Origin of the sequence: Bacillus hominis, from assembly GCF_030348325.1 — a bacterium.
Classification (GTDB): domain Bacteria; phylum Bacillota; class Bacilli; order Bacillales; family Bacillaceae_G; genus Bacillus_A; species Bacillus_A hominis.
Map to the genome: position 1 here is coordinate 4,788,843 of NZ_JAUCFS010000005.1, position 13,088 is coordinate 4,801,930.

Sequence of the window (13,088 nt, forward strand, 5' to 3'; positions counted from 1 at the left end):
TGTTCCCTTCTTTATATAATTCGCATCTTATTGATAATAAAAAAGGACATTCTCTTATGAATGTACCTCTTCTTTTTTTACAAGTTCTTTTATATACTTCATCAAGTCTAATTTCAATTCTTCGTTTTGAAGTGCCATCTCAATCGTTGTTTTAATAAATCCGAATTTTTCCCCAACATCATATCGAGTACCTTCAAAATCATATGCAAACACATGTTGAATTTCATTTAAACGTTGAATCGCATCTGTTAATTGAATTTCTCCACCTGCACCTGTTTGTTGGTCTTCAAGGAACATGAAGATTTCTGGTGTTAATACGTAACGCCCCATAATTGCTAAATTAGATGGTGCTGTTCCCTGTGCTGGTTTTTCAACAAATCGGCGCACCTGATATTGACGACCATTTTGCGTGATTGGATCAATAATTCCATAACGATGCGTTTCATTTTCCGGTACTGTTTGCACACCAATTACAGACGAATGTGTTGCCTCGTACTCATTCATCAACTGACGTAAACATGGCGTATCAGCTTGTACGATATCATCACCAAGTAATACTGCAAATGGCTCATTCCCAATAAATTTACGAGCACACCATACTGCGTGACCTAATCCTTTTGGTTCTTTTTGTCTTATGTAATGAATATTAATCTTTGAAGATGCTTGTACTTTTTCAAGCATTTCATATTTACCTTTTTCTAAAAGGTTTTGTTCCAGTTCAAAAGAATGATCAAAATGATCTTCAATTGCACGTTTTCCTTTTCCAGTTACAATAATAATATCTTCAATGTCAGATTCAATTGCTTCTTCTACAATGTACTGAATCGTCGGTTTATCAACGATAGGTAACATTTCTTTCGGCATCGCTTTCGTCACTGGTAAAAATCTTGTTCCCAGTCCAGCAGCTGGAATAATTGCCTTCCTTACTTTTTTCAAATCAGTACCCCCAAACTTTTACATATATATATATATAGCAATAATAAAAAATCCTACCTATAGAGTCATATTTATAACTCCATAGGTAGAGTTTCTATCATAAATAAATTATGGGCATCTAACCCAGCCTCACACCATGCTTTTGACAACAAATGCGTCTAAGGTAGAAATTTACTCTACCCACAGCACGACCGAGTGCCCCCATTGATAACGGTTAGGAGGCATCACCAAGTGGTTTTCTCTTTAAAAGAGACCGAATATTTTTCTTTGCCTTATTTTCTCGGGCTCTTCTCGATAAATCATTTTTCCACTTATTAGTTCATATGTATTTTCCTTGAAGTCGTACAATGTAGAACTCCCAAATGTTTTCTCTACTGTTTCATACGCAGCTTGCAAGTGAAAGGAGCGCGTTGTTGTGTTATGAGCATCTGATGATATGACATGTGTTAAATGATGCTCAATAAGTTGCAATGAAAACTTCTTGATTTTCTTTCCGAACTTTCCTGTGACGCTTCCTGCGGTAATTTGTGTTAGTGCCCCTTGATTGACGAGCTTATACAACACATCGGGGCGTTCAATAATTTCCATATTCCGTTCTGGATGAACAATAACCGGCGTGATCCCTCTCACACGTAATTTATATAACATTTTTTCTGCATAGCGCGGGACATGGTTTGTTGGAAATTCAATTAATATATATTTATCCGTACGATTCAATGTAACAATACGCCCCGAATCATAGTCTTCTAATAACTCTCCGTACAACCTGATTTCTTGACCAGGTAAAATGGTTAAATTGATATCCTCTTCTTTTAATCTTTCATTTAACTGCTTTACCTGATGAAGAATGCTTTCTGCTAGATTCATATAAACCCCATTTTGGTGATGAGGAGTAGCAACGATTGTATGAATTCCTTCTTCGCATGCTGCCTTTGCCATTGCAATGCTGTCTTCGATTGATTGTGCTCCATCATCGACATTAGGCAAGATATGACAATGTAAATCAATCATTCTATTTCATCCTCTCTCCACATATTCTTCACATACTGAATATAAGAAGAAAAGATGAATGTTCACCTTTCCTTCTTTTGCATTTAGTTAGAACCGTAATAGTAATATTCGGATCCCTTTTGTTCTTTATCGTTTAAGATAACGCCAAGTAATGTACCTTTTGCGCTATCTAATGATTGTTTTGCTTTAAGTGCCGCCTCTTTTTCTGTTACACCACTTCGAATAACAAGTACAGAAGCATCACATTGATTTGCCATAATTTGTGCATCTGTAACTGGTAAGATTGGTGATGTGTCAAAAATGACAAGGTCATACGTGCCAAAAGCTTCTGAAAGTAAATCTTTCATCGAGCTTGCACCCAGTAATTCCGCTGGATTTGGTGGGATTGGACCACATGGTAAAAATGTTAAATTACCGATTTTCGTTTGTGTCACACATGTTTCTAGTGTATTACTACGTGTTAATACACTTGTTAAGCCAAATATATTATCCACTTGCATCATTTGATGTAATGCTGGTTTACGTAAGTCTGCATCGATAAGTAATACTTTCTTACCTTGTTGTGCGAAAACAATTGCAATATTAGCAGCCGTTGTTGTCTTTCCTTCACTTTGATTCGCAGATGTTACGATAAGAGAACGAATCTTCTTATCAACAGATGCAAATTCAATATTTGTTCGTATATTTCGGTATTGCTCTGACACAGATGATTTTGGTTGTTCATATGCAATCAGCTGACGGCGAGCACGTAATATTTTTTTCTTAAGAACCAATTGTATGACCCCCTACTCTCTTCGTTGCTGATAAACTACCGCTCTTTGTGCCATCTTCCTCCATATGAGAAACGACGCCAAGAACTGGTACACCAAGTTGTTTTTCAATATCTTCTTCTTTTTTCATCGTGTTATCTAAGTACTCTAGTAAGAATGCAATTCCAACAGAAGCCATTAATCCAACAACAAATGCAATTGCTACGTTCAGCATCTTATTTGGTTTAATTGGTGACTGTCCTTCTGTTACTTCTGCTTTTGATAAGATTGTTACGTTATCAACACTCATGATTTTTGCAATTTCACTCTTGAATACTTCCGCTGTTGTGTTTGCGATATCACGAGCTAGCTTTGCATCTTTATCTTGTACAGTAACAGCGATCACTTGTGAATCTTTCTCGTTTGCGACGTTAATTTTGCTATTTAAAGCCCCAGTTGACATGTTAAGCTTTAACTTTTCTTTCACTTGATCTAAAATAACTGGGCTTTTCACAATAACTTTATATGTATTTGTTAATTGAAGACTTGTTTGTACTTCACCAGGTTGAAAAACACCTTCTTGCTTCTTTTGATTAACAAGAATTTGCGTCGAAGTCTGATAAATCGGCGTTATAAAGTAGAAACTTACGATCGCACTTACAAGGGCTGCACCAATCGTAATTACAAGGATCATAACTAATCGTTTCCTTAAAATAGCAAATAACTCTTTCAAACTTATTGTTTCTTCCATGCCTTCCTCCAGCTTTCAATAATTTGTCATAAAAACTTCTAAAAAAAAAATAAATTGTTGGATTTTAATCTGACAACAAAAATCTGTTATCTAGTCCTAAAGTTGTTTAGTGATAGATAACTATTTAATATATTACAGAACTTATATTAGTATAGCAAGAATGGTTGAGAAAATTGTTGGAGAAATTGACAAATACTATACTACCGAATCTGACGAATTTCGACACAGTTTTTAATGTATAGATTTTCATTTGCTATATACTGTCGATATATGGGTATTATTAGTATTACTAGTGAATATATCATTGATTGATCTGTGCATTTATACTATCCTGTTTATAACAAATATTACCATTGTTGGTTTTTATTTTGTTTTTTTCTTAATCTTTCGATATCTTTTCCAGACTTTAGTTGATAAACTTTTTTTCGAAAGTCCCCTATTTTTTTAATCAAACGTTTGTTTAAAAGTAAGAGAACTTACCTATCGACAAATCCTCTTACCTTTCGTCCATTTCTTCATAATTCGCTTCAATAACAATAAAAAAGATGAATGACCATACTCTCTTCATTCATCTTCCAACGTAAAGTTATGTTAACAAATCTTTATTCTTTCTTATCACCAATTGCAAATGTGATTTCAGCTTCACAAGCGATTTCACCATTTACAGTTGCTACTGCTTTTCCTTTTCCAATCGGTCCACGGACACGTGTCATTTCGACTTCTAGGCGAAGTTGATCACCTGGGCGAACTTGACGTTTGAAGCGGCAGTTATCAATGCCAGCAAAGAATGCAAGGCGACCGCGATTTTCTTCCTTCTTCAGTACCGCAACAGCACCCACCTGCGCTAATGCTTCTACAATTAGAACACCTGGCATCACAGGATAATCTGGAAAGTGTCCATTAAAGTATTCCTCATTTGCCGTTACATTTTTAATCCCAACCGCACGCTTTCCTTCTTCTACTTCTAAAATTTGATCGACTAGTAGAAATGGATAACGATGTGGAATAATTTCTTTAATCTGTTGAATATCTAGCATATCATTCTCTCCTTATATACCAAATTGGTCATACCACCAACGCACTGTCCTTATTATCCCATCCTCCATTGTTTTTGTCACGAAAAACAAGAAATGCTTTCTACCCAAAATATCTATAAGGACTATTCATACAAAAAAGATACACCCTTTTCCCTTCGCTAATCGGCATAACAAAATAATAGCAATCAACACGGAGGTTGGAAAAAGGTGTATATCAAAGTTAGGGAGAGGAAATATACATTATTTCCCTCGTATGTCGTATTCATAGCTCATTATAAAGGACAAAAATAAGAAAGAAAAATTTAATATTTACTCCTTTTTACCATTATCCCCTTAATTTTCTACAAATTTCTACAAATTTCTTCATTTTTCTTATATTATCTTAAATAGCATATCCAGAAATTAAGATTCGTGATCCAGAACACTATGCTTTATAAAAAAATAAATCTTCGTGGATTAGCCTTTAATAAAAAACCTATAAAATATCATCACAAAAGACACATTTATATTTTACAGAAATATCCAATATTACATATGAATTCTTTTAAATCTATTTAACAATACATAAGAATAAATTATAACTAATAAGAAATTGTTGCTTTTCCTTGTTTATCTATTAAATAAGGCATTCCGGAGTATTTAATAGATAAACTCAAATGAAATAAAAAGAAATACTTATATAATATTCTTCACTATCTCTCTTTCATCTCCTCAAATCGTTTCCCTTCTTAATTACTTATATAAAATTAGTAGCAATTCAAAATACCAACAATTCATTAGGCACTACCTCTCATTAATCACTGACCATAAAAATGTCTACAAGGTGCTTCAAAATATATTATCACAACTACACTAATAAACCTTTATATACAAAAAGCAGCGAGACCTCTAGTCCTAAAGACAAGGGGTCTCGCTGCTTTTTGTTATATGATATAAATAAAATCAGGTTCCATGTTAAATTATAACACGGATATTTATACATGCATATAGACGGTATATTAATAATCCACAAAAAGTATTTCTAATTTTTTTACTGGTCACACAATTAAATTAAGCTCATATTTCCATAAAAAGACCAGTACACAAATACCAATTATCCCCCGAACCATAAATAATCAAATTGTGTTACCGGCCCGAAAGAAATAAAGGCAGTGTATTCCTTAAATTTATAAAAAATAATTGTGACTAGTCATATTTAAATGTTTACCTTAGCCTGTTGTCCAAGTAGACTACTAAATAAACCACTTTCATCTTTTGCCAGTTGTGCGAAACTACCGTGTTGAATAATTTGTCCTTGATCCATTACAATTACTTGGTCAGCTTTACGTATAGTAGATAGTCTATGTGCAATGACAATAATTGTCATGCTCCCTTTCAATCTTTCCAATGCTTCTTGTATTTTCGCTTCATTTTCAGCATCTAACGCACTTGTTGCCTCATCTAACACTAAAATAGAAGGCTTTCGAAGTATCGCTCTAGCCAGAACAAGACGTTGTCGTTCTCCCCCTGAAAGTTTGACTCCCCTATCGCCAATCAGTGTATCCAACCCTTGCGAGAGCCTGCTAACAAACTCAGCGGAAGCAGAAAATTCCAAAGCTTCCCAAAGCTGTTCCTCACTTGCATTTGGTTCAACCATTCTCAAATTGTCTCTTATACTGGCATTGAATAGAAATGGATCTTGAGGAACATAGCTAATAGATTTCCTCAATGATAATAGGTCCTTACTTATCAACGGTTTGTTATCTATTAATAACTGACCGCTCTCCGGCTGCATAAGTCCCATTATGATATCAATTAATGTACTCTTTCCAGCACCGGAACGCCCTGAGATAGCTGTCATACAATTTGCAGGAATACGCAAATTAATATCTTTAAGTGAGTACACAGCATTTCCTTTATTGTAGCGGAAAGAGATATTTTGACACTCAATAGATTGTTCTATCTGCATAGGATTTATACAATCATAATTCTGCTCTATATCTTGCAATTCTATACTTTTCTTACACTCTTCCTGTAATTGCAGCAAATCTTTAAAAGCGGGAAGATTCGCTGCAATTTGTTCCATGTTTGATTGTATACCTGCAAATCGTGGCCACAAACGAGAAAATATAAGAATAATTAATAATAATTGCTCCGTTTTCGTCTGAAACAGCTGAACGGATAGAAAGATAAGAATAGCAATGAAAACAGCTGATGCAATTTTATAAAAGAGTTGAGAATTATTTCTCACCTTAATATATGCAAACTGTTCACGTTCCACATCTTCTACCCAATTACGTAACCACATATAACGAGATCGTTCTAGTGTATTGCTCTTAATATCCTTAATTCCATTAAAATGATCAGTTATACCTGCAAGATACGCTTTTGAATTCTCTGAGGTTCGACCACCTAATCTTTTTGATTTTTTAATAAATCTTCGTGAAAGAAAGGCAAGTACCACAGCGCAACATAGTACAAAAATTGTTATATCTGCCGCTAACCAAAAAGCGAAACCAATCTGTATAAATGTAAACATTAAAGAAGTGAGCAACTGTAAAAATAAATTAGTGCCTGCGCTAACACGCCCTAATTCCGTTGTCAAAGAATTGATAAGATCTGATTTTCTCTTTTTCACAAAGAAACTCCAGTTGGCCTGCAACAATCCACGATAAGTTTCCAATCTCAAATGATTAATAAAACGTATCTGGATTTTCGCATTACGAACTGTTATATTCCTTTGCAAAAGCGCTTGTCCCACGACCAATATAATATATATTCCTAATACAAGTGGTAATCCTAAAGTAGTTGGAATCTCACCTAGGAATCCAAGAACCCCTGAAAGAGGACTTGTCTGTTCATTCATCTTCGCAATACCGCTAATACTTATCATAGGAATTAATAATAAAATGCCGATTCCTTCTACAAGACTGACCAATACCATTCCCATGAGATTAACAATGAGAATGTTTCCAGTAAAAGAGTATAACCGCTTTGTAAAATATAAAATATTTCTCATTTTCACTTCTCCTTACGGTACCTCATTTCCCTCCAAATCCATAAAACCGGCCGCAAAGGGAAATATAAAACATGCAGTTGTTTTGGCAGTGGTAAAGTTTCCACATCCTGAGGATAAGGATACAACCAACTAAGATGAAACAGTAGCTTTTGAGAGCTTGTCTTTAACAAATATAAATATCGCTCATGATATTTTGAAACTTCTTCTGGGACAGGATCTGTATGCAAGTTAATCATATTTTCCAAGTAATATATAGCAAGCTGCGCTAATTGCGTTACCTTTCTCCCTGACATTAATACTTTTGCCTCTTCCGCTACTATAAGAGTATCTAAAAGCTCAGAAGATAAAATAAGCGCCTGACCTACCAGTTGTTTACATCCATATCTTTCCAACATAACAGTGAGTTCTTCCCAATCTATTTCTTGCCTTACCATACGGTCAATGTCCGTTAACCATCGAAGCCTGGACCAACCATGCCTAGTTCCATGAGTCACAAGAAACATAAACAAATCCTCTCTACCTAAAAAATAGACAGGATAATTTGTGACAGGACTCGTCCTCTTTCGCCCCCATAACTCATCGAAGTGTGGTTCCTTTCCCGGTCCTGGGTGTAGTCGCCAATGAATCTCCAATTTCACCTTACTTATCGGATGCATGTAAGTTGTATGGTGGCGTCTCCACTTCCATTCATTCATAACCGTCGGAAAATCATCCTCTTTGACATAACCATTCTTTACAAGTAATTCGTTCACTTTTCCAAGATCATCTATAGGAACAAGGGCATCCAGATCCCCTGATGTTCGAAGGGAAACATCTCCATATAGGTCTGCGCCAAGAATAGGGCCCTTCAAAAATAGAAGTTGAAGTTGGTTTTCAGCAAATAATTTACTTACTTTTCCCATTTCTCCACTTAAATGAAGCATATGGAATGTATTCCTTTTAAAATATGTACTTAATACTTGCACAACATTTGATGGAACTAACTGTTTATCAATAGATTTCATTTTTGGGTAAATGAACGCGTACATGCGATGATGCAGCGCCAGTTTCAAAAATTTGTTCCAATCAATATTTATGAACCAGTCTCCCGGGATTTCTTGTATCTCTTTATCTTCCTTCTTTATAATTTCAAGTAACAATTTTAGTTCTTTAGGTAAATGACTCAAATCAAGATTACAACCGGTATACATCTCATTCTCCTTCAAGATTTTTTTACCCTATCCTTTTTGCAAATTTACCAACAACGGTAAATCTCTTCATTTCTTCTACGCCAGTAATATAAAAGGGCCCGCTACGTAACCACGCATGGGCAATCATATTTCCCGTCTCATCTTTCGCGGTCCCTAAGTAAAGGGTACTTTCAATTTGACGCTTCTCCAACATTTTCATTGCAGCGATAGCTTTAACGAGACACTGGCTTTCCCAAAATGTATAACGGCTCATCATATGCACTGCTTGAGAAATTTTCCTTAACGTAATCTTTTCCGATTCATCATAGCTTAAAGACGTTTCTGCCATATGAATTCCTAATATAGGAGCAGCTTTAGAAAACGGTATACTTTTCAGAATACGAGCCCAGCCTAAATAAAAGAAAGCTTCTATAAGTAATAATTTTGTTCCCCTATCGAACGACAAGAAAGCTTTGGCTTTATTTATGATATTCATCGATCCTACTCCTAATCTATTAAATCTGGAACGTTCAATTAAAAATCAAAGTTTTTCATCAACCGAGATTAACCCTTCTGCATACAAATGATTTAAGAAAGAGAGTACTTGTTCCTTACATTCTGCCTCTTCAATCATATATCGAGACAATAATATATCGATCACTTGATTGACAGATATTAATTCATTAATTAAACTCCAAATTTCACCACCTATACCTCCTAAGTTATAGTATTTCCCATTATGGATGCTCATCATCACTTTCTCCCCATCCATATCGCTCACTACATTTTCCTGACCTTGTACAACAAAACTGTGTAATGAAATTGTTTGTTTACTACTCATTATTTTTCCTCCTCTTTTAAAGACTCTAGAATTTTGGATACTAAATCATGTGCCGTAAACTTTGAAATAGGACGTCTCAATTGACACATATCTATTTTGTTGACGATATTTGTTGAATGCATAAAATGCCATTCCATCATCCCCAATCGTGGGATTAATGAATTCCTATATGTATGACGTAGCAATGTGCGTAGTCTCTCCAGTCCTTCAATCTGCTGAAGTTCAACATCCCCATTTTCTACTTTCACTAATTCGAATACACCTGCCAATGGTAATGGTTCCTCGAAAAAGTTAGCTGTAACGGGGACAGCATATTTAGTTTCCCTTTCAAATAATGGCTGATAATGCGCTGTCTCCATTCCAAACTGATCAAGACTCTCTTTCCATAACTTTTGTTGCGGGTAAGATGGTGTAACAAAAGGAGTATTATCCTCAGAAAGAGACACAGCAATTACATCATCACTTAAAAGCTTATAGCCTTTGCTTAAAAGGGCTGATGCAAGAGTTGATTTTCCAGCTCCTGATCTTCCTACAAAAGCATACGCCTTTCCATTGATGGCTATTACACTTCCATGCAGAGGGAGTATTTTTCTCTGCATCAACAATGCTCCCATACAAGTCCCAAGAATATAAAGCCGAATCTTATCTTGATCAGACCCTTTCATAGGTGAAACAATGATTTTTTCTCCATTTTTAATACAAAACGTAGCAGTTTCGGGGATTTGAAACATAATTAATTCTTCTTCAACTACAAACACTGACTTCGGAGAAGATAACTCTCCCCATAATTGGGACAAATCTGCAGTTTCTATTTTTACGTCTACTTCATTTTCGTAATTACTTACTTGAGGCAATTCCGGCAGGGGAATCTCACTTAATAGGGCTAATCCGAAGGCTTTGTAAATCTCTTTCTTTACAGTATGTATCATCTTTCTCACTCCAAATAGTTGAAAAATTGATTAAAAAAAACCCTTATACCGTAATTAAACTATATAAGGGCTGTAAAGCATATAAATCTCATTTAAATATTAGTGCATTAGCTGTGGTGAAGAGCGCCTTGCTCATCCTCATCTTCAAAAACTTGGTCAACAAGTCTCTTTCCAGGTCCAGCCATTGTCATGTTGATATCAAGTACTTCTAATACTGGTGATTGCCATTCTTGTTTCATAATTTCACCCCCTTTCAAATATATTTTTTGATAAATCGATAGACAATAAGACTACGCATTAAAATTCTAAAATCTGGATCAAACACGTATTCTACTCGTGGTTCTCCTTGAATTTTCAAAATCGCGCTCTTAATAATCTCCATATTAAAAAAGTTAGAGGCCACTGGGTCTTTACTAAGCTGCTGAAGTTCCTCGATAAACATTTTCCATGAAGGAATCATGCGATGAACCACATCAGCTGCCTGTATTCCCCGCACACGCTGATTTAACCTTACTTTGTCAGGAAGAAATCCTTTTGTGGACCTCCGGACAAGTGCACGATTTAAGCCATTTTGAACAAATTGTTCGAGTGGTAACGATAAACAGAATCGAATTACCCGTAAGTCATTCGTTGGATCATGCCCTTGTAAACCATAACGCAAGGAGAGCTTGGTTCCACTTGTACCCGTTGTATTCCACAAGTTTAGCTGTTCAAAATGTTTCTGCCTTATTTCATATATATTTGGGATAGAGGCCCCTGTTACTTTCACACCATGTTCTTCAAGCTTTCTAAATACATCAGTACGTTTGGCAAGTTCTGGACTAACTAACGTTGGCAGTTCGTATTGCTGTTCTGAGGAAAACATGTTTTTTATCGATGGAAATGCTTTCTCCCCTACAACTTTCAGTATTCTCGATTTTTTAACTCCAACGTTCTTACCATACAAATCAATTTCACGATAAAGCTGCAACCAGCTGAACTTTTTAAGTAAAATCGCATAATAATCTAAAGCTGGCCCCCAAGAGATTGTGAAATTTCCTCTCGCTCCATTTAAGAGCACCCCAATCCCTTGTTGTTGAGCTTTTTCATAAATTCCTTTCACCCAGACGGAATTTTCGAAAAATTTATATGGCATCTCCATAATCTCAAGCCAATCATCAATTTCTGAGAAAGAATTTTCTCCCGGAAAATTCAAATAATTCCCTTTAATATTCCCTACATGTTGTACTGTAGTTTGAATAAATGGCTTTTCATCAGCAATCGTATGACCACGAGTCCAATCAGTAAACCCTTCCGCAGGTACCGAGCTGAATGTATATAATTTTTTGTTCTCTTTTTGCAGGGCTCTCGCAGCAAAGCTAGCAACAGCTCCTGAATCTAATCCCCCACTTAAATGAGAACCAACATTACGATGAGTACGTAACCTTGATGTTACTGCGCTTTCAAATACGTCCCTGAACGCCTCTTCATAATCTTCATTTGATTTGAGTTGCAACTGCTCCTCTACAAATAACGTGTCGTATTTCGCAATACTAACTCTTCCCTTAACTACGGAGATAGTATGAGAAGGCGGGACTTGCTCTATATTTTTATGCACTGTTGAAAATGCATCTATTGTATCAAGCATATTAGGTATCGCTAAATATTCAGCTAACCATTGCTCATTCAATTCCTTCCCAACGTACGGTAAAGAAAACAGCGGTTTTATGCTAGTACAAAAAGCAAATTGATTTTGATTGCGGTAAAAGTAAAAAGTCCGACTTCCTGAAAAATCACGTGCACCAAAGAGCAATTGCTTTCTCTCATCCCAAATCATAAAAGCAAAATCACCAATTAGATACTTTGGTACATGCTCTCCCCACTTTTGATAAGCGAGTAAAATCAACTTACTATCAGGCATCTCTCTTCTATGTACCTTGTCTACTTGCAATCTATCGAATAATTCATTGCGATTATCAATAATAGCATCAGCAGTTATAACCAACTGTGTTTCATAATCATAGTAGGGTAATTGTTCATTAATAGATTCAGATGTTATCCATTTTGCATGGGAGCCAAAAAAAACATTTTCCTTGTGCCATATATCGGTATTGTCACCTGGATAACGAGATAAATCTTTCATGATTCCAATCCTATGTTCAGGCGGTATCGGTTCTCCATTTAAATGATAAATTCCGGTTATTGCACTCATTTTTTCCTCCCACTACGAGACAATTAAGGGAAAACCCGATGGATAAGTAAATTACTAGATATATCAAAAAAATGTTATTAATATACTAGAAAACCCTTTCCTCAAACTACCTCGTTTACGCATAACAGATTTTAAAACCCAATTTTATAGCCTTAAATCTTTTTCAGTTGAAGTATTCAAGCTTCCAGGCTACCTATCCTATTGTAAACCCTTGCATTTTAATTTTCTCAAAAAAGAACAAAGGTGTGATTTTCTTAATTCGAATCAAAATATTACCATCTGAATTTTATATAAATAAAAATCACTGAATTTAATATATCGATAAAACGTTTATATTCTTTATAAAGAATATAAACTCAGATTACCATTTCACTATTACATTGTCAAGTATCTATATACTCAAGAAAGTGAATATTTATGTATCTTTTTTAGTAACTGTAAGAACAAATAATACAGTACAACTTTAATCGGTAGGA

At 35.3% G+C, this 13,088-nt stretch carries 12 protein-coding genes; all 12 read right to left on the reverse strand.

What is annotated here, in order from left to right; all coding sequences use genetic code 11:
- Positions 1-54: 54 nt before the first annotated feature.
- The 12 genes from galU to QUF93_RS27605 all read right to left on the reverse strand — a co-directional run bounded on the left by galU (position 55) and on the right by QUF93_RS27605 (position 12,612).
- The gene (galU, locus tag QUF93_RS27550) at positions 55-936 is read right to left on the reverse strand and encodes a UTP--glucose-1-phosphate uridylyltransferase GalU (protein ID WP_289375917.1); all 882 of its coding nucleotides are present in this window, start codon (positions 934-936) and stop codon (positions 55-57) included.
- 243 nt (positions 937-1,179) lie between these two features.
- On the reverse strand, positions 1,180-1,947 hold the full coding sequence (locus QUF93_RS27555) for a tyrosine-protein phosphatase (RefSeq protein ID WP_289375918.1): 768 nt from the start codon (positions 1,945-1,947) through the stop codon (positions 1,180-1,182).
- An 83-nt stretch (positions 1,948-2,030) separates the two neighbouring features.
- The gene (locus QUF93_RS27560; protein ID WP_289375919.1) at positions 2,031-2,720 is read right to left on the reverse strand and encodes a CpsD/CapB family tyrosine-protein kinase; all 690 of its coding nucleotides are present in this window, start codon (positions 2,718-2,720) and stop codon (positions 2,031-2,033) included.
- Positions 2,710-3,447 carry a YveK family protein gene (locus tag QUF93_RS27565; protein ID WP_002184593.1) on the reverse strand — a complete coding sequence of 246 codons (738 nt, stop codon included), beginning with the start codon at positions 3,445-3,447 and terminating at the stop codon, positions 2,710-2,712. Before QUF93_RS27565 ends, QUF93_RS27560 begins: the two co-directional genes overlap by 11 nt.
- 602 nt (positions 3,448-4,049) lie before the next feature.
- Positions 4,050-4,484, reverse strand: coding sequence for a 3-hydroxyacyl-ACP dehydratase FabZ (fabZ, locus tag QUF93_RS27570; RefSeq protein ID WP_002184592.1), 435 nt, complete (start codon positions 4,482-4,484; stop codon positions 4,050-4,052).
- Positions 4,485-5,679: 1,195 nt separating this feature from the next.
- Entirely contained in the window at positions 5,680-7,482 is a 1,803-nt protein-coding gene (locus QUF93_RS27575; protein ID WP_289375920.1) for an ABC transporter ATP-binding protein, read from the reverse strand.
- 2 nt (positions 7,483-7,484) lie between these two features.
- A complete protein-coding gene (locus QUF93_RS27580) occupies positions 7,485-8,672 on the reverse strand; it encodes a nucleotidyltransferase domain-containing protein (RefSeq protein WP_289375921.1) in 1,188 nt (395 codons plus the stop codon).
- A gap of 22 nt (positions 8,673-8,694) precedes the next feature.
- A complete protein-coding gene (locus tag QUF93_RS27585) occupies positions 8,695-9,147 on the reverse strand; it encodes a lasso peptide biosynthesis B2 protein (RefSeq protein WP_098888472.1) in 453 nt (150 codons plus the stop codon).
- 45 nt (positions 9,148-9,192) lie between these two features.
- Positions 9,193-9,492: a lasso peptide biosynthesis PqqD family chaperone gene (locus QUF93_RS27590; protein WP_000095761.1), complete on the reverse strand. Its 300-nt coding sequence runs from the start codon at positions 9,490-9,492 to the stop codon at positions 9,193-9,195.
- On the reverse strand, positions 9,492-10,421 hold the full coding sequence (locus QUF93_RS27595; RefSeq protein WP_000582033.1) for a hypothetical protein: 930 nt from the start codon (positions 10,419-10,421) through the stop codon (positions 9,492-9,494). The genes QUF93_RS27590 and QUF93_RS27595 overlap by 1 nt, the downstream gene beginning before the upstream one ends.
- A gap of 107 nt (positions 10,422-10,528) precedes the next feature.
- Positions 10,529-10,660, reverse strand: coding sequence for a paeninodin family lasso peptide (locus QUF93_RS27600; protein WP_000808480.1), 132 nt, complete (start codon positions 10,658-10,660; stop codon positions 10,529-10,531).
- Between the two features lie 14 nt (positions 10,661-10,674).
- Positions 10,675-12,612, reverse strand: coding sequence for an asparagine synthase-related protein (locus QUF93_RS27605; protein ID WP_071734712.1), 1,938 nt, complete (start codon positions 12,610-12,612; stop codon positions 10,675-10,677).
- Positions 12,613-13,088: the final 476 nt, after the last annotated feature.